Origin of the sequence: Paenibacillus sp. FSL K6-2441, assembly GCF_037964765.1 — a bacterium.
Taxonomy (GTDB): domain Bacteria; phylum Bacillota; class Bacilli; order Paenibacillales; family Paenibacillaceae; genus Fontibacillus; species Fontibacillus phoenicis.
Window position 1 is genome coordinate 3162458 of sequence record NZ_CP150174.1, and the last position, 20238, is coordinate 3182695.

20 protein-coding genes and 1 pseudogene are annotated in these 20238 nt (G+C 54.9%); 12 read left to right on the forward strand and 9 right to left on the reverse strand.

The window, feature by feature from the left end:
* On the forward strand, nt 1–1116 hold the full coding sequence (thiH, locus tag NSQ80_RS14545) for a 2-iminoacetate synthase ThiH (protein WP_260071457.1): 1116 nt from the start codon (nt 1–3) through the stop codon (nt 1114–1116).
* A gap of 68 nt (nt 1117–1184) precedes the next feature.
* Here thiH and NSQ80_RS14550 read toward each other — a convergent pair whose 3' ends face one another.
* Both NSQ80_RS14550 and NSQ80_RS14555 read right to left on the reverse strand, forming a co-directional pair.
* A complete protein-coding gene (locus NSQ80_RS14550) occupies nt 1185–1976 on the reverse strand; it encodes a helix-turn-helix transcriptional regulator (RefSeq protein ID WP_217808293.1) in 792 nt (263 codons plus the stop codon).
* Between the two features lie 188 nt (nt 1977–2164).
* Nucleotides 2165–3208 (reverse strand): membrane protein, encoded by a 1044-nt coding sequence (locus NSQ80_RS14555; RefSeq protein WP_009224159.1) that lies wholly within the window; start codon nt 3206–3208, stop codon nt 2165–2167.
* A 154-nt stretch (nt 3209–3362) separates the two neighbouring features.
* On the opposite strand from NSQ80_RS14555, the gene NSQ80_RS14560 reads away from it, so the two are divergent.
* Complete coding sequence (locus NSQ80_RS14560) at nt 3363–4187, forward strand: AraC family transcriptional regulator (protein WP_260071458.1); 825 nt, start codon at nt 3363–3365, stop codon at nt 4185–4187.
* A 154-nt stretch (nt 4188–4341) separates the two neighbouring features.
* Complete coding sequence (locus NSQ80_RS14565) at nt 4342–5502, forward strand: Gfo/Idh/MocA family oxidoreductase (RefSeq protein WP_009224161.1); 1161 nt, start codon at nt 4342–4344, stop codon at nt 5500–5502.
* 29 nt (nt 5503–5531) lie between these two features.
* Here the strand turns inward: NSQ80_RS14565 and NSQ80_RS14570 are convergent, their stop codons facing one another.
* Nucleotides 5532–5660, reverse strand: a complete 129-nt coding sequence (locus NSQ80_RS14570; protein WP_260071459.1) for a hypothetical protein — start codon at nt 5658–5660, stop codon at nt 5532–5534.
* 245 nt (nt 5661–5905) lie between these two features.
* Here NSQ80_RS14570 and NSQ80_RS14575 point away from each other — a divergent pair, with 245 nt between their 5' ends.
* From NSQ80_RS14575 to NSQ80_RS14585, 3 genes are all read left to right on the forward strand, one after another.
* Nucleotides 5906–6637 (forward strand): ThuA domain-containing protein, encoded by a 732-nt coding sequence (locus NSQ80_RS14575; protein ID WP_009224162.1) that lies wholly within the window; start codon nt 5906–5908, stop codon nt 6635–6637.
* Nucleotides 6637–7740 (forward strand): Gfo/Idh/MocA family oxidoreductase, encoded by a 1104-nt coding sequence (locus tag NSQ80_RS14580; RefSeq protein ID WP_009224163.1) that lies wholly within the window; start codon nt 6637–6639, stop codon nt 7738–7740. Before NSQ80_RS14575 ends, NSQ80_RS14580 begins: the two co-directional genes overlap by 1 nt.
* A gap of 243 nt (nt 7741–7983) precedes the next feature.
* Nucleotides 7984–8127: a hypothetical protein gene (locus NSQ80_RS14585; RefSeq protein WP_009224164.1), complete on the forward strand. Its 144-nt coding sequence runs from the start codon at nt 7984–7986 to the stop codon at nt 8125–8127.
* A gap of 58 nt (nt 8128–8185) precedes the next feature.
* On the opposite strand, the gene NSQ80_RS14590 is transcribed toward NSQ80_RS14585, so the two are convergent.
* From NSQ80_RS14590 to NSQ80_RS14600, 3 genes are read right to left on the reverse strand one after another with little or no spacing between them, the layout of a single operon-like run.
* Complete coding sequence (locus NSQ80_RS14590; RefSeq protein ID WP_009224165.1) at nt 8186–8968, reverse strand: SDR family oxidoreductase; 783 nt, start codon at nt 8966–8968, stop codon at nt 8186–8188.
* Between the two features lie 50 nt (nt 8969–9018).
* Complete coding sequence (locus NSQ80_RS14595; protein WP_260071460.1) at nt 9019–9681, reverse strand: bifunctional 2-keto-4-hydroxyglutarate aldolase/2-keto-3-deoxy-6-phosphogluconate aldolase; 663 nt, start codon at nt 9679–9681, stop codon at nt 9019–9021.
* Between the two features lie 41 nt (nt 9682–9722).
* The gene (locus NSQ80_RS14600) at nt 9723–11384 is read right to left on the reverse strand and encodes a hypothetical protein (protein WP_260071461.1); all 1662 of its coding nucleotides are present in this window, start codon (nt 11382–11384) and stop codon (nt 9723–9725) included.
* A gap of 215 nt (nt 11385–11599) precedes the next feature.
* Between NSQ80_RS14600 and kduI the strand changes: the two genes are divergently transcribed.
* From kduI to NSQ80_RS14630, 6 genes and pseudogenes are all read left to right on the forward strand, one after another.
* Complete coding sequence (gene kduI / locus NSQ80_RS14605) at nt 11600–12433, forward strand: 5-dehydro-4-deoxy-D-glucuronate isomerase (RefSeq protein ID WP_036644622.1); 834 nt, start codon at nt 11600–11602, stop codon at nt 12431–12433.
* A gap of 18 nt (nt 12434–12451) precedes the next feature.
* Nucleotides 12452–13213: a DeoR/GlpR family DNA-binding transcription regulator gene (locus NSQ80_RS14610; protein ID WP_036644623.1), complete on the forward strand. Its 762-nt coding sequence runs from the start codon at nt 12452–12454 to the stop codon at nt 13211–13213.
* A gap of 33 nt (nt 13214–13246) precedes the next feature.
* On the forward strand, nt 13247–13999 hold the full coding sequence (gene kduD / locus NSQ80_RS14615) for a 2-dehydro-3-deoxy-D-gluconate 5-dehydrogenase KduD (protein WP_009224170.1): 753 nt from the start codon (nt 13247–13249) through the stop codon (nt 13997–13999).
* A 130-nt stretch (nt 14000–14129) separates the two neighbouring features.
* The gene (locus tag NSQ80_RS14620; protein WP_009224171.1) at nt 14130–14717 is read left to right on the forward strand and encodes a bifunctional transcriptional activator/DNA repair enzyme AdaA; all 588 of its coding nucleotides are present in this window, start codon (nt 14130–14132) and stop codon (nt 14715–14717) included.
* 5 nt (nt 14718–14722) lie between these two features.
* On the forward strand, nt 14723–15259 hold the full coding sequence (locus tag NSQ80_RS14625; RefSeq protein ID WP_260071462.1) for a methylated-DNA--[protein]-cysteine S-methyltransferase: 537 nt from the start codon (nt 14723–14725) through the stop codon (nt 15257–15259).
* 101 nt (nt 15260–15360) lie between these two features.
* Nucleotides 15361–15501: pseudogene (locus tag NSQ80_RS14630) on the forward strand (radical SAM protein); the annotation flags it as partial.
* 113 nt (nt 15502–15614) lie between these two features.
* Here the strand turns inward: NSQ80_RS14630 and NSQ80_RS14635 are convergent.
* The 3 genes from NSQ80_RS14635 to NSQ80_RS14645 form a co-directional block, all read right to left on the reverse strand.
* Nucleotides 15615–16595, reverse strand: coding sequence for a sugar kinase (locus NSQ80_RS14635; RefSeq protein WP_036644624.1), 981 nt, complete (start codon nt 16593–16595; stop codon nt 15615–15617).
* 232 nt (nt 16596–16827) lie between these two features.
* The gene (locus tag NSQ80_RS14640) at nt 16828–18225 is read right to left on the reverse strand and encodes a helix-turn-helix transcriptional regulator (protein ID WP_009224175.1); all 1398 of its coding nucleotides are present in this window, start codon (nt 18223–18225) and stop codon (nt 16828–16830) included.
* A 113-nt stretch (nt 18226–18338) separates the two neighbouring features.
* On the reverse strand, nt 18339–20048 hold the full coding sequence (locus tag NSQ80_RS14645) for a ribonuclease J (protein ID WP_009224176.1): 1710 nt from the start codon (nt 20046–20048) through the stop codon (nt 18339–18341).
* Nucleotides 20049–20238: the final 190 nt, after the last annotated feature.

Here is a 20238-nt window from a genome sequence, read left to right on the forward strand (position 1 = left end):
ATGAGCTTCTATGACAAAATCCAATCCTGGGAAGGCTTCCCCTTTCCACAGCGGCTTCAAGGTTACAGCGATGCAGATGTAAGGCGGGCGCTTAGCAAGCCTAAGCTTGATGCGGAGGATCTGCTAGCCTTGCTGTCACCAGCGGCTGATCGACATTTGGAGGAGATGGCCCAACGGGCACAGCAGATCACCCAAAGCCAGTTCGGGAACGTAATCCAATTGTTTACCCCGATGTATGTGTCCGATTATTGTGTGAACCACTGTGAGTATTGCAGCTTTAGTTCGATCTATGATTTTCCGCGAAAAAAATTAGACATGCAAGAGGTCGAACGGGAAGCTGAAGCGATTGCGGCAACCGGGATCCGTCATATCCTGCTGTTAACCGGTGAATCCCGCAAAGATTCCCCGGTCGAATACTTAAGAGACTGCGTGAAGGTGCTGCGCAATTATTTTTCATCCATCGGCATTGAGGTGAACCCGCTGTCTGTCTCCGAATATCAGGAGCTAGCTGCGGCAGGCGTAGACAGCCTGACGGTATTCCAAGAGGTCTACCACCGGGAAACCTATGCCAAGCTCCATATCAAAGGCCCCAAGCGCAATTATCGAAATCGGCTGGATGCCCCGGAACGCGGATGTGCTGCAGGTTACCGGGCCGTGAATATCGGGGCATTACTTGGCTTGTACGATTGGAGACAGGAAGCCTTCTTTGCCGCCATGCACGCGGATTATTTGCAAACCAAGTATCCAGGTTGTGAGATCAGCTTATCGATTCCGCGCTTCCGCCCTTTTCTCGGAGATTACGAACCGGATGCCCAGGTGACCGATCGGGCTTTGGTACAGGTGATGCTCGTCTACCGTCTCTTTCTGCCGCGGGCCGGGATCACCTTATCCAGCCGGGAGCCTGCCCGATTACGCGACAGGCTGGTTCACCTTGGCGTTACCAAGATGTCAGCCGGCGTATCCACGGCAGTTGGGGGCCATTCCCAAGGCGGAGGCACCCCGCAGTTTCAAATATCCGATGAGCGTAGCGTAGCCGAAATCCGGGAAATGCTCTATCAAAACGGACTGCAGCCTGTGTTTAAAGACTGGGATATCTTAGTCCCAACTGAAAGCTAGGGCGAACATCAATCGAGCCGGACCCTCCCTAATATCTAGGGAAATGTCCGGCTCATCTACTTATCCTATCAATGGAATAATGAAACGATCCATTCTGTCAGCGGTTTCCACATCTTTGGGTATTCCTGGTTGATCAAAGCCCTCACCTGTTCGGCCTGAACGTGGGTAAATTCGCCGTCTGGGATCGCCATTGAATAAGTTCCGCGTACAGCATCACCAATGGCGATGTGCCCGCTGGCATAACCTCCGACGGCAATCCTCGATGCGATCGCTAGGCCGCCAAAGGAATACACGCCCACGGCGAATCCGCCAAAAGCCAACACACCAACAGCGGCCCCTCCAGCTGCGATGAAACCGGCCGCAAAGCCGCCCAACGCCAGAATCAAGGCTAAGGCAATCGCAGCCAGACTTATCACCCCCGCCGCCAACACACCCAGACTTAAACCGCCAAGCGCAATGAGCCCCAGGGAGACAGCGCCGATGGAAATATTGCCGATCGCGATGATCCCTTTGGCCACGTACATCCCGCGCCCCACATTGATGTGCAGAAGCGGTACGCCAAACCAGGTTCTTTCACTTTTATATTCATAGTGATATCGATAGCGGAACATCGCCGATCCATTTGATTCCGGAGGAAGCTCCCTTTTTTCCGTTGGCACTCCCCGGACCAAATGATCCATGCTAACCTCAAACAATTCGCATAATGCGATCAGTTTATCCGTTTCCGGGTATGACTGACCCGACTCCCACTTCGAAACCGCTTGGCGTGATACGCCGATCGCTTCCGCCAGTTTTTCCTGGGACATTCCTTTTTGTCTCCGATAGTTCTGCAGCTTATCTGCAAAATCCATATTCTTCATCACCCCGCCTCCATCATAGCTGCTCCTCCGTCACCGATCGACCAAGCGAAGTTGGCAATCTGTCAACTACAGGTTGCGAATCGCTAAATACCAGCTTTATTGCTCGGGAAATAGTCGATTTTCCTAAGTATAAACGAGCCGGGAAATCGGTTCCGTGATATTTTCAGCAGCACATGGAAACAGGAAGCTTAACGAAGAGGCAACCGCCGGAACGCCAATAAAATAAGCAGCAGCATCCCAATATATCCAAACATGGGGTACAGGTATGTTAATAAGGAAGCAAAACCAGCCTGGCTAATCACAAAGCAAGCAACTAAGATGATCAGCATGGTCATGTTTTTGGGCACCTGATAGAGGCTTTGCAGCTGTCGCGTGACGCCAAAGACATTGCCGATCAGGGTCGTAAATATCTCGCCATAGAGCACTAACAGAAACAGCACATGCAGAAACGGGCCGAGGTCGCGGACGATGACCGCCATCGGAATCTCGTAACTAAGCATTTCAGGCATCCGGGAATTCAAAGCAATATGGTAAATCAACAGCATAGAGCCAAGCCCGATACCACCCCAAAAGCCGCCCCATTTTAATGTACTCTCCTCCTGAACCTCGCTCCCCAGCGGAATCAACACAGCCTGGATAAAAGCAAAGTTGAGGGCAGCATACACAAATGGGCTCAGCACCCACTTGTAACTTTCCAGTTGTTGCAGCTGGAAGCCGTTGATCCCGAACAGACCTTCCGGCTCAATCGCGCGGAACGCAATCAAGCTCGTAAATAGAAGAATCATCGGCACAACCAGCACATTCACAACCACGATACCGTTCATCCCCTTTGTCATCACCAGATAGCTCAAGACGATACTCACGATGATCCCGAGTTGATAAGGCAGCTGAAGCTGCTCGGCAAAGATCGAACCGGTACCGGATAGCATTACGGCGGTAACCCCCAGCAGGATCAGCAGGGTCAGGAAGTTGGCAACCTTGCCGAACAGGCGGCCAAACAGATGATCATTAAATTCCTGGTAAGAAAATGCTTGTATTCGATGGGCATAGATCATCATTTTCGTCCCCAACCACATGAAGAGCAACGTCGAAATGATAATCCCTGCGGCGCCAACCGAGCCATAAAGGGTAAAAAATTGCATAATCGATTGTCCCGAAGCAAAACCGGCGCCGACCACCGTACCGATGTAGGTAACGGCAATTTGAAATATTTTGACCCATCGATCATTCATATTGCCACCTTCATTTCCATTTTTTGAATTCTCCCAATTTCATCCTATGTCCAAGCTCTTCCATCTATTCTTGAAACAAAAAAGAGGAATCTCCCGCCAAAATGCAGTACATTTAGGAGGGAATGTGATTTTAACGACACGGAGGGATCTAAAAGTGAAATCGTTCTATCAAAATTGGAAATTGGATCCCGAGCTTCCGATGGATATCTACCAGAGCACGAACATTACGTTTTATCCTCATTTCCATGCTGAAATCGAGTTTATTTATGTCCTCTCCGGCACCATCCGGATTGGGGTTAATGAAGAAATCCGCCTGCTTCGGCAAGGCGACATGGTTATCTGCGGCAGCAACGATATCCACTATTTTGACAGCCGAGAGTTGGAGTCGGAAATTATCATTCTGATCTGCAAACCGGAGTGGATCACGATGACAAAAAGCTGGCCGTCCGACTTTCGCTTCGCCTCACCTTTTATTCCGGCAGGTACTCCGGGGCTCGAAACAGTGAAAACGATCCTGGACGAGCTAATTCGGGAAAAAGACGAAAAGAAACCTGGCTATCCCCTGCTGCTGAAAGCCGGCATCTTAAAGCTGTGCGGCAGTCTGCAAAGGGCGGTGGACACGCTGCCGATGGACCGTACCACCAAGGAGAAGTACGAGTCCCGCCGGGCGCGGATGCAGCAAATTTTGTCCTATATCGAGGACCATTACCGGGAGGAATTAAACGTGAAGGTGATGGCGAAACGTTTTTCCATGGAGCCCTCCCATTTCAGCCGTTCCTTCAAAGCCGCCATCGGCATGAATTTCAAAACTTATCTCAACACGGTTCGCGTCCTAAGCGCCGAACATCAGCTGCTGACCAGCGATCTCAGTATTATGGAAATCGCTCTGGAGTGCGGCTTCAGCAGCATTCGTACGTTTAACCGCGTGTTTAAGGAGCTGCGGGGCACTGTCCCTTCCAGCCTGCGCCCATCCCGATAGCTGAACGGGTACCTGCAGAGAATGGGAAAACGCATATTTTGTCCATACATACGCATAAACTGGCGAGAGATCGCAAGGAAATCTAATTATAATGGGGTTGAAAAAGTAAAATTTAAAAAAACTTTTGACTACACCCGCGAAACGGAGGAATTCGATGAACCCGCTGCGAGTTGGAATGATCGGTTACAAGTTTATGGGCAAAGCCCACAGCAACGCCTATCGGGCGCTGCCGATGTTTTTCCCCGACGCTTTAAAGCCGGAGATGGCTGTATTATGCGGCCGTAACGAAGAAGCGGTGCAAGAGGCGGCCAATCGTCTGGGCTGGCGCGAAACGACCACGGATTGGCGAGCGCTCGTCGCCAGAGACGATATCGACCTGATCGACATCAATGCCCCCAGCGACGCCCATAAGGAAATCGCACTTGCGGCAGCTCAGGCGGGAAAGCATATTTTTTGCGAGAAACCGTTAGCGCTTACATTGCAGGATGCCCGGGAGATGCTTGCTGCGGCCGAAGCTGCCGGCGTCGCTCATATGGTTGGCTTCAACTACCGCTTCTCGCCGGCTGTCCGGTTGGCTAAGGAGCTGGTACAGAGCGGCCGGCTTGGCCGGATCTACCATTTCCGGGCCTGGTTCCTGCAGGATTGGGTCATGGACCCGTCCTTCCCGCTGGTTTGGCGGCTGCAGAAGGACATTGCTGGATCGGGGGCGCATGGAGATCTAGGGGCCCATCTGATCGATCTGGCCCACTATCTGGTTGGAGACATCCAGGAAGTGATCGGCATGAGCGAGACGTTTATCAAGGAACGGCCGCTCGCTGAGAATATGACCGGCCTTAGCGCCAAAAGCAGCGCAGATGCGCCGAAGGGGCCGGTCACGGTCGATGACGCCACGCTGTTCCTGGCCCGGTTCACCAACGGCGCGCTAGGCAGCTTTGAGGCAACGCGGTTTGCCGCCGGCCACCGCTCGACCAATGCTTTTGAAATCAACGGCAGCCTGGGCAGCGTGAAATTCGACTTCGAGCGGATGAATGAGCTTGAGGTGTACTTCACCTCCGACGACGCCGATGTCCAGGGCTTCCGGCGCGTACTTGCCACCGATCCGGCCCACGCTTATGCCGAAGCTTGGTGGCCGCCGGGGCACACGATCGGGTTCGAGCATACGTTTACGCACGAGGTGCTGGAGCTGACTTCGGCCATTCGCGAAGGCCGTGGGCCTGTGCCGAGCTTCCGTGAAGGCGTTCAATGCCAGGCCGTGCTGGAAGCGGTGGAACGCTCGATTGCGGAGCGGCGCTGGGTCGGCATTTCCGAAATGTGATAGGCACCGGGTCATGGGGGTGTGGCCGTTTAGGCCGCGCCGGATTGCAGGTGGGTCCGCGGGTATTGCGGAATGCGGCACATTCTGCTGGGGTCCACGGAATGCGACCCGTTCCGCGGGGTGACCTGCGGAATCGGTCCCCATCCGGCATCCCACATCCGGTGTTCCCCATCCAGCGGCCTAACGGACCACAGCGACCTTATTCGTCTATTTCCCGGCTATTTCCCGCTGTAACGGACTCCAATGACCTTATGGAGCGATTGTGGCGAACGTTCAGCTGCTTTTTCCCGAAATAAGGTCTCCTCAGTCCGTTAGAATTCGCAGATGTACAAGCGTAAGTCGATAACGTCTCTGGTGTCCGTTAGCTTTTTAAACAATTTATCAGGAGAGAAGGAATCGAGAAATGAAAAAAGCATTAATCGTCTGGGGCGGCTGGGACGGACATGAGCCGGAGCAGGTTGCTGGCATCTTCGCTGGCGTTTTGCGAGAGCACGCCTTTGAGGTGGAGGTCTCCGATACGCTGGAGGCTTTTGCCGATGCAGAAAAGCTCCTGGGTCTTGATCTGATTGTCCCGGTGTGGACGATGGGAACGATCGCTCAAGAGTTGGTTAATAACGTATCCGCGGCGGTACAGGCCGGAACCGGATTGGCTGGCTGCCACGGAGGGATGTGTGATTCGTTCCGCAACAATGTCGATTGGCAATTTATGACCGGCGGACAATGGGTGGCCCATCCGGGTAATGACGGAGTCGAGTACAAGGTAGAGATTATCGCCAATTCCAGCCCGCTGGTGGAGGGGATCGAAGACTTTTACGTCAAAACGGAGCAGTATTACCTGCATGTCGATCCTGCCGTTGAAGTGCTGGCCACCACCCGCTTCCCGGTCGTTGACGGGCCTCATCGCCTGAATAAGCCGGTGGATATGCCGGTTGTCTGGACCAAACGCTGGGGGGTTGGACGAGTGTACTATAACTCGCTGGGACATCACGCCGACATCGTCGACCTGCCTCCGGTGAAGGAAATGATGACCCGCGGGATGCTGTGGGCGGCGGAAGGCAAACGGCTTGCCGTCGAGTCTCTAGGTGAAAATGCGCTGAGTCACAGCAATTATACGGGCATGGGGGACAGCCAATAATGGACAAAATCAAAGTAGGAATTATCGGCTGCGGCAAAATCAGCGGTATCTACATGGAAAATTGCGCAAAGTTCGAGGCGCTCGAACTCGTAGCCTGCGCCGATCTCGACCTGAACCGGGCGCAGGAGCAGGCCAAGCAATATAACGTCCCCCGTGCTTGCACGGTCGACGAGCTGCTGCAGGATCCTGACATCCAGATCGTGATAAATCTGACGATTCCGGCGGCCCATGCCGAGGTTTGCCTGAAAGCGCTGGAAGCCGGCAAACATGTATACGTGGAGAAGCCGCTGGCTGTGACCCGCGAGGAAGGCTTGGCCGTTCTCGCAGCGGCCCGCGAGCGCGAGCTGATGGTTGGCAGCGCGCCGGAAACGTTCTTTGGTGCCGGAATCCAAACGGCACTGAAGCTCATCCAGGACGGGGCGATCGGCCGGCCGGTCTCGGCAGCGGCGTTTATGATGAGCCGCGGCCATGAGTTTTGGCATCCGGACCCGGAATTTTATTACGCCAAAGGCGGCGGCCCGATGTTTGATATGGGCCCCTACTATTTGACCGCACTCATCCAGCTGCTGGGTCCTATTAAGCGGATCGCCGGTATGACCGGCAAAGCGCTGGAGCAGCGCACAATCACCAGCGAGAAAAAGTACGGGCAAAAGATTCAGGTCGAAGTCCCGACCCATGTCACGGGCACGCTGGAGTTTGCGCAAGGCGCTATTGCTACGCTCACGACCAGCTTTGATATTTTTGGCGGCAGTACGTTACCGCCGATCGAAATCCACGGGACGGAAGGCACCTTGCTCGTTCCCGATCCTAACTCCTTTGGCGGCCCGGTGAAGCTCCGCCGGATCGGCGAGGAAGCCTGGACCGAGGTGCCGCTCCTGCCCGGCTACGCCGAGAACAGCCGCGGCATCGGCCCGGCCGATATGGCCAGCGCTTTACTGCACGGGCGTCCGCACCGCGCCACCGGCGAGCTTGCCTACCATGTGCTTGAGGCCATGTGGGGCTTCCACGATGCTTCCGATGCGGGAAGCTACTATGAAATGCAGAGCACTTGCACCCCGCCGGCAGCGTTGCCGCTGGATCTAAAGCCGTATCGGCTCGACTAACCGGACACCGGCACTAAGCCAAAACGAAACGCCAAGAAACCCCGACCAGATCAAGTTCGGGGTTTCTTTTTTTTGCGAATAGTCCAATCTCTGCACCCCATATCGTTGTTGAACAGCGATGATGGAGAGGAATGGGGAGAACGATGGCTGAGCGAATACAACAACCCTTTATTTTTGTGTCGATCCGGGCATCAACAACGATTCGTAATTTCATTATTCTGGATCTGATCACCGGAAATCGGGTTGTACTACCTGATCAAGCTGGCGACCGCCAGCGTGCTGCTGGGCTCAATGGGAAGCGCCGTGGGAACAGAGGTCATGAAGCGGATTCCCGTGATGAGGCTGTTCCAAATGAATCGCAGCATCATGCCTGTAAAAAAAGGCTGACCGCCGACTCACCGGCGATCCGCCTTTTTTCATCCGGCGGGTTCCACCCCGCCGAGTATTACAACACCGCCGACGTACCGCCGTCGATGTTGACCGCTGTGCCCGTCACATATGACGCCGCTTCGGACACCAGGAAGGCGATGACCTTCGCCGCCTCCTCCGCCTGACCGATTCGGCCTAGCGGGATGCCATGGCGAGGATCCGTTGCAAATTGCTCCCAAGTGAGCTCGGGCGCGGTTTGACGCCATTTCCGTTCGATTTGGTCGCTGCGGACAAGCCCGATGCACACCGCGTTCACGCGGATTCGGTCGGCCGCCAAATCCTTGCTCATCGCCTTCGTTAACGCCAACCCCGCTGCCCGGCTGACCGATGTTGGCAATGAGGAAGCCCCAGGTGTTTTGCCGCCTATGGCAGTGACGTTCAGAATCGCTCCGCCCCCCGCTTTACGCAGATGGGGGAGCGCTGCCCGGGAGAAATTCACCGCGCCAAGCAGCTTCAGGTCCAAGTCCGCGCCCCAAGCTTCGGCCTCCACCTTCTCAAACGGGGCCGCCGCCGAGGTGCCTGCATTATTTACGAGAATATCGAGTCCGCCAAAATGCTTGGCCGCCTGCTCGACAACCCGGCGGGCGTCATCGCCCGAAGTGACGTCGGCGACAAGGACAAGCGGTTCCGTCCCCGTCTTCTCGCGGATGGCTGCAGCCGCTTCCTGCAGCGGCCCTTCGTTCCGCGCCACGATGGCGACCTGGGCGCCTTCCGCAGCCAACGTGAGGGCGGTTGCCAGCCCAATGCCTTTGCTGCCGCCGGTAATGATTGCCCGTTTCCCTCTCAATCCAAGATCCACGCGAATCCCTCCTCGACGATATTTTTATGATCAACGTGTATTGATTAGGATCATCCTTTGGCCTTCAGATACTCCGCTTTATAAGCAGCGGCTTTCTGGGCGATCAACGACAGATCGTTGCGTTTCACCGCTTCGTTTGTCAAATCCGAGCCGATCCCCACAGCGACCGCGCCCGCTTGGATCCATTCGCCGAGGTTCGCCAGCGAGACCCCGCCGGTTGGCATAATATTTGCCTGCGGCAACGGCCCTTTGATCGCCTTGATCATCGACGGGTCGTACAAATTGCCCGGGAACAGCTTCACGATGTCCGCCCCCAGCTCCAGCGCCTCCTGGATTTCCTTGATCGTCATACATCCAGGCATGACCGGGATCCGGTACCGGTTACACAGCATCACCGTGTCACGATTCAAGGAAGGCCCAACGACGAACTGAGCGCCGCTTAAGATCGCAGCCCGCGCCGTTTCGGGATCCAGCACCGTGCCCACGCCGATGATCGCATAACGGGATTCGTCCTGGGCGTCCCAGCTGTATTTACGCACCAATTCCTCGATCGCCCGCAAAGCAAACGGAACCGTCATCGTCACTTCGATGACCTTAATCCCGCCGGCAATGGCCTGCTCGGCCATTTGTACGACTTCCTCCGGGGTTTCTCCGCGCAGGACGGCGACAACGCCTTCCTGTACGATTTTTTGCACAAGCTGCAGCTTCTTCATTCCCTAACCCTCTTTCTCCTAATCGTTGTACTTTTTGCCCCTTACAATGAAAAAGAATACGACTCCAAATCCACACGCTCGCCGTTTACCCATCGATCCCCTGGAAGCCCGGGACCTTTGACGCTTAGAGTAAGCTGGACTCCCTCGGCATAGGTGGTATAGGAGGCATCGATCCGACCGGTCCTATCGTCGGCTGTGAAGCGTGGGGCGTGGGACTTCATAGTTAATACGAAATCGTCTAGACCCGCGATTCCCCGCTCGCCTGCTTCCGGAAGGCCCATCGCTTCCACCACAACACCAACGTAGCGGCCTTCCGCCTCGACCTGGAGATAGCCGTCCCGCTCCCGCACCTGATAATCACTCGACACATATACGGCAAAAAACGTCTCTTCAACCTTTCCGAATATACCATTCGCTGTAAATCGCCATTCTCCTTCCGGAAGCACGCCATTGACCTGCCCAGGCACACCCTCCGGCAGCGGGTAGACCGCCACCACGACGTTGTGATAATACAACACTTCCGTCCATTCGCTCTGATGGCGCGGGTCGTAGCCGCTAAGATCATACCCTTTGCCGGGATGGAAAAAATACAGCTGATTTCCTTTCTCCCCGCGGACCGGCAAGCTGTACAGCCAACGTAGCTGCTCATTGTCGAATTCCTCGACTCTCTCCCACAGCCCACCTGCCGCGAAGTGGTTGGTCAGATAGGCATAGGAATGCAGCCGCTGCTTGACGCCGCCGATCTCCTTGAGGATGGCCGCCTTGGACTCGGCAGGCTTACTTCGCTCCAATGCCCGCAGCCGAGCTGACGCAGGAGCTTCATAGAATAGAAGCCCGGCATACTCGGTGCGCGGCATCGCTTCCGGCAGCTCGAAATCGCCGAATTGCACATAATCGTGCAGCACGTTCGCATCCCGCGGCGCATCATGCAGCCAACCGCGGGCATGGGCACCAACCCATGCTCCCTTGAAATAATAGGTGGCCCGAAGGGTCCATAGATGATTTAACATCTCAGACAGCTCGGCCTTTACCTCCGCATCGCCCATCAGCGCCCAAGCGCAGGTGAACGCCTGAACCCAGTGCCAAAACCACGGCAACGCGCCGTATTCGGCCATACCCTCAAGCCGTAAACGGGCCAACGTTTGCCGTAAGCATTCCCTGCCGTCCGCGAACAATGTCGCATCTCCGTAACGCTGCCCCAAGATCAGCTTCGCGGCCGTATACTTCGCCTCATGATGGTTGTATTCCCGTAAAGGTTTGCGATAGAAGCCGCTGCGATAGACATGCGACAACGCGTCCTCGAAGCGGGCGGCCAACTCCGGGCTCAGCTCTTCCCCATAGCTGTGCATGAAATACGCCATCAAGCTGCCCATGAGCTCAACCGGGAGCACATGCGGCTTGGCCCGCTCCGGTGTCGGATCCAATCCGAGCGGCCAGTGTCCATATGTCGGGCTGGACGTCTCCTGGTCCTGCAGCTGAAGCACGCGCAGCAGCACCCGCTCTGCCAGCCGCCGGCCTTCCGTCCGATCAAACGGCGGCGTTTCGTCCGGATCTACGGCGGCAGCAAATAAATAGGAGGCGTAATAATAGTTGTCCCGGATATCGCCATGAAACCACAGTCCGCTGTCCAGAAGCGGCTGCCGCCAGGCGGTTGCTGCGGCTTTTCGGACGATTGTCTTCATTCGAGCTTGATACAGACTCATCAAAACGTACCCCTTCCCCCACATCCTACCATGGTTCCCTCAGCTGCTTAAAGCCGGTGAATCCACGATTTCCTACGGTAAACTTCCGAATTCCGGCATCTTCATCCTAGATGGAGCAATATGGTGTGCCCTCTTGCCAAATGAACCTAAATGGATTAATCTGAACGTATATGAACATTATACACCAAAATGAACGTGTAAAGGAGAGATTTTACATGGAACGTCGTTACGCTTCGCATCCCCAAGAGGTCAAGCAATTTGATACCGACCGTTTACGCAAGGAATTCCACATTCCTACCTTGTTTACGCCGGATCGATTGGAGCTGGTGCTCACGCACGAAGACCGGCTGATTATCGGCGGCGCGGCTCCGGTGCAGCAGGATGTCAAACTGGAAACGGATCTCAAGGAGCTAGGCGTCTCCTACTTCCTCGAACGGCGCGAGCTTGGAGCCATTAATGTTGGCGGACCGGGATCCATTATTGTCGACGGAACGGAATACGAGCTGAACAACAAGGATTGCTTGTACGTCGGCAAGGGCTCGCGTGAAGTGATTTTCCGAAGCAAGGATGCCTCGAAGCCAGCGAAGTTCTATTTGAATTCGGCACCGGCCCACAAGGAATTCCCTACGGCAAAAACAACGCTGGCAGAAGCGGAATCCGGAGCGCTTGGTTCGATCGAAAATTCCAATGAGCGCACGATTCACCGGTTCATCCACGAGAACGGCATTCAAAGCTCCCAACTCGTGATGGGGATGACTCAGCTCAAGACCGGCAACATGTGGAATACGATGCCTGCCCATGTCCATCCGCGCCGGATGGAGGCTTATATGTACTTCGATCTGGCAGAGGACGCTGTCGTCTTCCACCTGATGGGCGAGCCCAACGAAACCCGGCATATCGTTGTGCGTAACGAGCAAGCTGTCATCTCGCCGAGCTGGTCGATTCACAGCGGGGTAGGAACCAGCAATTATACGTTTATTTGGGGCATGGCCGGCGACAACAAAGCTTATGCGGACATGGACGCCGTTCCGATGAAAGACTTGAGATAAGAAAGAGTGAAAGCTTGCATGAATCCAATTCGACGTTATGAAAAAATTATGGAGGTTCTGCTGACGCAAAAGGAAGTGACGGTGGCAGAATTAAGCGAAAGCTTGGGCGTGACCGGCAAGACGATCCGGGAGGATCTCGCCAAGCTGGAGGAGCAAGGGCTGCTGGTGCGCGTACACGGCGGAGCAATGCTCGCCCAAAGCGACCAGTACGGCATTTTGCCGTCCAAAGAGCCGCTGACCAAGCATGCGGAGGAGAAAAGGGACATCGCCCGCCTCGCCCTCAATCACATTCAAGAGGGTGATATCCTCGCACTGGACGGGGGCAGCACGACGCTGGAGATCGCCCGGCGGTTAGAGAATCGCCCGCTTACCGTTGTCACGAACGACGTGTATATCATCAGCGAGCTGGCGGCCAAAGACCAGATTCGTCTGGTCGTCCCCGGAGGCTACCGCGTCCGCAACATGCTGGCCGGTCCCGAATCGGCGGCGTACGTGCGTCAGTTGAATATCCAGAAAGCCTTTATCTCGGCAACCGGCATCCATCCGGAACACGGACTGTCGATTTATACCGGTGATTTGATCGACTTCAAGCGGGCTTTGATCGAAACGTCCCGCGAGGCGATCGCCGTCTTAAACCATCAAAAGTTCGGGCAGACGGCGCTCCGCACCTTCGCCTCGCTGAGCGAGATCTCGCGTATCCTCACCGATCGGGGCCTACCCGCAGAGTCCGCGCTACCGTATGAACGTGCCGGCGTAACGATCGAATACGCAACCAAATAAACGAAAGCGGATTGATGGGAGGAGCGTACACTTATGAAATTATTTGATTTAACGGGCAAAACTGCCCTCGTCACCGGAGCCTCCGGCGGACTGGGCCAGGGGATTGCGGTCGGACTGGCCGAAGCCGGGGCCGACGTCGTATGCGTCTCTCGCACCAGCAGTGCTGAAACGGTCAGCCAAATTACAGCCTTAGGCCGGAAAACGACGGAAATCGTTGTCGACCTCAGCGAGCATGACAAGCTGCAGGAAACCTTTGATGAAGCGCTCCAATTAACGGGGGCGGTCGACATTCTGGTAAACAACGCCGGAATTATTCGCCGGACACCAGCGAAGGATCACAGCGAAAAGGATTGGATCGACGTCATCCAACTGAACTTGAACACCGTGTTCTTGCTCTCGCAGATCGCCGGACGCCATATGATTGAACGCGGCAGCGGCAAAATCATTAATATCTGCTCGATGCTCTCCTACCAAGGCGGGATCAACGTGCCCGGCTATACGGCCAGCAAGCATGGGGTCGCCGGCTTAACGAAGGCATTCGCCAACGAATGGGCTTCCTATGGCGTACAGGTGAATGGCATCGCACCCGGCTACATGGTAACGGACAATACCGCGCAAATCCGGGCCGACGAGAACCGGAGGGCTTCGATCACGGATCGGATTCCTGCCGGGCGTTGGGGAACGCCGGAGGATCTAAAAGGGCCGGCCGTCTTCCTCGCCTCCGCCGCCTCAGACTATATGAACGGCCATATCCTTTGCGTTGATGGAGGATGGATGGCGCGGTAATATCATCGAATTTCGCCTGCCTTATTGGCAGGCTTTTTCTATGATGGGGCATTTCGTAATCTTGCTTTTCCTTTCGCTTCCCGTGGCGCCGTGATCTTGATCAAGGTATACTAGGGCTGGGGGTGAAGCCATGACAATCCATACCGGGTCCCGGACTTACCAGACCGCAAACGATGCCCAGTGGCAAGCGATTCTCGCCAATGATGCTGCACAGGACGGCCAATTCTTCTACGCGGTGGTCAGCACGGGCATCTTCTGCCGCCCGTCCTGTAAATCAAGGCCGCCTAAGCGGGAGAACGTTCTCGTCTTTGCTACTGCGGAGCAAGCGCGTGCTGCCCATTTCCGCCCCTGCAAACGCTGCAAGCCGGAAGGACAGCGGTTGCCAGATCAGGAATGGGTCGAACAGATCGCGGACTATATCAACCGCCACTACCAAGACAAGCTCACCCTGGAGACGTTGGCTGAAGCGTGCCACGGCAGCCCGTACCATCTGCAACGAACGTTCAAACGGGTCATGCGAATGACGCCAACGGAATACCTGGTGCGACGGCGAATCGATGAGGCGAAGCACGCTTTGGCTGAATCTGAATCGCAGCGGACCGTTGCTGAGATCGCCCAAGAAGTGGGGATTGGCAGCGCCGCCTATTTGATCACCCTGTTCAAGAAAATCACCGGCATCACGCCTAACGAATACCGCAAAATGCAAACGGAGGTGTAAGCTCCATGACAATCGTTCAGTCCCCGCCGTTATACTGGTCACAGCTCCAGGAACCTGCTTGGAGCCTATATCTCGCCGCTACCGAACAAGGCCTGGCGTTCGTTGGCTCATCCGGCGGTTCTTTTGAGGAGCTGACCGCCTGGGCGGGCCAACGTTTCCCCGGCCGTCTGCTTGCGCAAGATGACCGCCAGCTGGCTCCCTATGCTTCCGAGCTGGCGGCCTATTTTCGCGGTGAACTCCAACGTTTTACCCTCCCTTTCGACTTGCACGGAACTCCGTTCCAGCAAGACGTCTGGCAGGCGTTATGCTCGATTCCGTTCGGGCAAACCCGCTCTTACTCCGACATTGCTGAGTCGATCGGTAAACCCGCTGCCGTCCGTGCAGTAGGCACGGCGATTGGGGCGAATCCGCTGCTTATCACGATTCCATGCCATCGCGTGATCGGCAAGAACGGGGCGCTTACCGGCTACCGCGGCGGCCTGGAGATGAAGATGCGGCTGCTGGAGCTGGAACATGCCGCTTTAGGCGGAGGCGGGCGGTGAATCCCAACGGCCACCCGCGGGTAGCTGCCGCCTATATGACGCCCAAGACACTGCTTAATATAGGGACCGGATTCCTGTCCCACTACTCTCATTCGCTGAGGCTGGGCATCCGCTCGATCTATGAACAGCTGGGCCTCGAATCCTGGTATTCACCGGACGCCTACCGAATCGTGTATGAGCGCCTGCTGCAAGTTTTTCCCGATCATCAAGTATTTCTTAGTCAGGAGGGGTTCGCCCCATAAGTAAGCAAAACCGCCGGAGACGAGGCTCCCGCGGTTTTATCATTACCTAAGAAAATGATCACGTTAACATTAAAGCCCAAACGACAACCGTTCACAGCAAAGGATCCAGCCCTTTACCGCTCCACATGCCCTTTGCCGGACAAGAGACGTTCAATCTCCGCCGCACTTGGCAACCCTTCCCAGTCACCAACAGCCTGAATGACCTGAGCGCCAACCAGATTCCCCAGGCGAACGGCCTCAATCATGCTGTACCCGCGTACGACTCCAGCCAGAAATCCGGCGCAAAATCCGTCGCCCGCTCCCACCGTATCAATCACCTGTTCCACTTTAAAATACGGCACCGGGTTCAGCTGCCCTTGCTCCAGCACGTAGGTGCAGTCGTCTCCGCCTTTGATGATACTGATCGCAGACAACTCCTGCAGCTTGCCGATGATCGTATCCATCGAATTTGTCTCGTACAACAGCTTTAACTCATCCAGTCCCGGCAGGAAATAATCCGCTTTCATCGCCAGCGGCAGCAAAACCTTACGCGCGTCCTCAATGCTCCACAGCTTCAATCGCAAGTTCGGATCGAAGCTCACCTTCACCCCATGCCGCTTGGCGATATCCACCGCCGCATGGGCCGTTTCCACGCAAGAAGCGCTAAGCGCCGGCGTAATGCCCGTCAGATGCAGGACCTTGGCTCCGGCGATGTACGATTCGTCCAGATGCTCCGGTCGCATGAAGCTGGCCGCAGATAACTTGCGGTAGTAATAGACCGAGCTTTTGCCCGCCACGTTCTCCCGTACCATCATGCCCGTAGGGGCTTCATCCGTCAACATCGCACGGGATACGTCAACGCCTTCGCCGCGGATCGCCTTCAGGATACGCCGGCCAAACGGATCGTCCCCCAGGCGGCCGCACCATCCGGAAGTTTGGCCCAGCCGTGCCAATCCGATCGCTACATTGGACTCCGCTCCCCCAAACGATGGAGAGAGAGCGCTTGCATATTCGAGCCCTTTGCCCCCTTCCGCGATCAATAAAGCCATGCTTTCGCCAAAGGTGACCACCTCGGGGCTTCCCGGGTTCGGACGAGATTCACTTAACTGCTGCATGTTCAGATTCACACCTTCTTTTGGAGTCAATTTACTACCATTATCTCATGTCCGGACTCGGAAAACTATCAAAAAAAAGCCAATCCATCGATTCGGGTTGCCCCGGATGAATCGGCTATGTCCTAGCAAAACTGGACCTTATGTTGTTGTGCCTTATTAGCCCCCTACCCCGTTCTCGTAAGCTGTAATAGGGCTGTTGTGACTGATGCTGCCGAATACTCCCGTACCTAAACTAATGATCAGAGCGAACATCATTGCCCACTTCCGCAACCTTCAACACCTCCCCCATCAAAGATTCGTACTGCTGGAGTTGCTCTTGCGTCGCGAAGCTTCGATGCTGCTCAAATAGCGGGACCATTTTCATAAAAAGTTCCTTGTTATTCAGAGAAACCGCATATTTGAGCGCGTAAATCAACTTCTCCAAGCCTTCCTCGATCTCCTGTTTTCGCAGCAGATAAATCGCCAGCTGATAGTTTAGGTCCAAGAACCGGTCTTTATTTACAGCGGAAACATAGTGATTGGGATAAAGGCTATATAAATCCGTATTCACCGGAAACACTTTTAATACGTCGTCGATCACAAAACCGTTAATATTGGCGGCTTCGACAATGATTCTCAGACTGGGCAGCACTTCATGCGGATGCTCTTTAAGCATCTGGATATATTCCGGAAGAATCGTTTCATTCCCATTTAAAATCTCCAGATTGTAGCGGTTCGCTTTGGCCCAGACCTTAAATTTCTCCACTTCTTTTAAGCCCGTCTCATCAAGGCCTTCAAACCAGCTCAAATCCGCGTATTCGGCTACACACTTCAGCGCTTCCTCATACCTGCCCAGATGCTCCAATGCCGCGCCTTTCAGCAAATACCCTTGGCCAAAGTAAACCACCAGATGCCGCTCGCAGCGCAGCTCCCTATCCTGATGGGCGGAGGACGCCTTCCAGCTCGTTTCATAGATTCGCCGGGCCAGCGTTTGCAGCTCCTCGGCAAATCTTACGACGTAAGTCCATTTTTGCAGCGAGTAATAGGTGTTCGCTAATTGCAGCAGCCCATCGAGCTGAAGATCCTCGGGGAGCCGGTTGCGGTAGGGCTCGAACCAGGTGGCGGTCCGCAGGTTGGATTCTGCGTCTTCCCCCAAATTCATCCGGAACAGGCGGTATTGGCTGATCGCCAGCCGTTCCGAATGCTGGTATTTCTCGTATTCGCAGACCGATTGGTAGAAGAGCCTTGCGGCGTCGCGGCGGCCTTCTTCGTAAAGCTCCTCCCCCATATCAAAAATCATCGGAAGATAGGATAAGTCCTCAGTCAGGCGGGACAACACCTGCTCGATGCAATCCAATTCGCCAATCTCCGCGCAGCGATGCAGAAACGCTTTTAACCTTCGTCGGTTGGGATGGTCTGAATCAATACATTCCTCCACATATAAAGGGTAATACGACCCGATCGGCTGTTCGAGCGCTTCGGTGATCAGGTCCAACTGCCCGATAGAGATCGGTTTAGGGGGATTTCCATTCAAGATGGCGCTGAGCGTCCCCCGATTGATTCCCGAACGGCGAGAAAAGCTGTGCAAGGAATATCCTTTCCTTTCCAGCTGATGGTTGATCACGGAACGAATCGTGGGTTCCTTCGTCATGGGATCTCCCTCCTTTGCGGTCTCCTATATTTTTACACATTATACGGAACTCCGAACAACCGGTCAAATAAAAGAGAGGAGCCTCCCGTTATCGGGAAGCTCCCACTCTGATGCTAAACTTCCAAGATGGAAGGCATAATATGCGGCGTCCGGCCCACTTCTTTGGCAAAATACCGCCGAAGCTGCTGCTGCGTCGCTCGCAGCCAGGCGTTATGATCGTAAGGCTCCTTCTCGCCAAGGCGGTTCAAGTTCCGCTTCAGCATCGCCTCCGCCCGCCGCAGCAGCGGTCTGGCGTCCTGCATATAAACGAAGCCGCGCGAGACGATGTCCGGTCCGGCCAAAATTTGCCGCGTCTTGCGGTCGACCGTCATGACGACGATCACGATCCCTTCCTGGGCCAGCTCCATCCGCTCCAACAACAGGGTGTCTTCATGGGTAGGACGCATTTCCCCGTTACTGATGAGCACTTGCCCCGAAGGAATGGTGCGCCCGCGTTTCGCCCGGTTCCGGTACACCGACAACGTATCCCCGATGTTCATGATGAAGATGCGATCCTCAGGAATACCTGTTTGCAGCGCCAGATCACGATGGCTGAGCAGCATCCGGTACTCACCGTGGATCGGGATAAAATACTTAGGACGAATAAAGCTGAGCATCAGCTTCAGGTCCTCCCGGCAACCATGCCCGGACGTATGGATGTCGAAAATCGAGCCGTAAATGACGTTTGCGCCTGCCCGAAGCAGCAGGTCGATGCTGCGGTTGATATTTTGCGCGTTGCCAGGAATCGGCGAGGACGAGTAAATCACCGTATCCCCCGGATAAACCTGCACATTCCGATGTGCACCCGAAGCAATCCGGCTGAGCGCAGCGTTGGGTTCGCCTTGGCTGCCGGTGCAGACAATGAGGACCTGCTCCTCAGGGTAACGGTCGATGTGCTTCACATCGATCAGCATCCCTTCCGGAACGCGGATGTAGCCCAAATCCTGACCGATAGCGAACACTTTCTCCATACTGCGGCCGATAACCGCGATTTTGCGGTTTACGATCGCGGCCGCTTCCACCACTTGTTGAAGCCGATGCACGTTCGAGGCGAAGGTGGCAAATAAGATCCGCCCCCGGCAGCCGCGGAACGACTCCAGGATGGCGTCACCAACCCGACGCTCGGAAGGGGTAAAGCCTTCCTTCTCGCTGTTGGTGCTGTCGGCGAGCAACGCCAATACGCCTTCTCCCCCGACGCTGGCCATCTTAAACAGATCCGCCGGACGGTCCTCCGGGGTGAAATCGAATTTGAAATCGCCGGTATGAACGATCGATCCGTACGGGGTATCTACTACAATGCCAAAAGCATCGGGAATGCTGTGTGTCGTCCGGAAGAAATGCACAGCCAAATGCTTAAATGCATACCGGTCATTTTCATGGAACACATGCAGCTCCGCTTGCCCAAGCAACCGATGCTCCTCCAATTTGGCCTTCACCAAGCCAATCGTCAACGGGCCCCCATAAATAGGCAGCTGCAGTTGACGTAACACATACGGGATCGCACCGATATGATCCTCATGACCGTGGGTCAGGAAAAGCCCTTTCATTTTATGCTTGTTCTCAATCAGATAACTGATGTCCGGAATGATGCAATCAATGCCCGTCAAACGGGAATCCGGGAATTTAAGCCCCGCGTCAATCAAAATGATTTCGTCTCTGAACTCGATGCCATACATATTTTTTCCGATTTCCCCGATCCCGCCGAGTGAAAAGATCCGGACAGGTGGAGGTGACGGCTTCGAACGCCGATTTGTCTTAACTGATTTAGTTGCTGCTACATTCATTAGGTCGATAATCCTCTCTGAAGAGTTCGTTCAATGGGTTCATAAGAATTATACTGAATTATGAGCACAATAACTATTTAATTTTTACAATTCTCCACTGAACCAGATGAATTTACTGCAGAACCTTCACGAAAAGAGGAATTTTGCATAAAAAAGGAAGACAACAAAAAAAGAGCCGTGCATCAACACC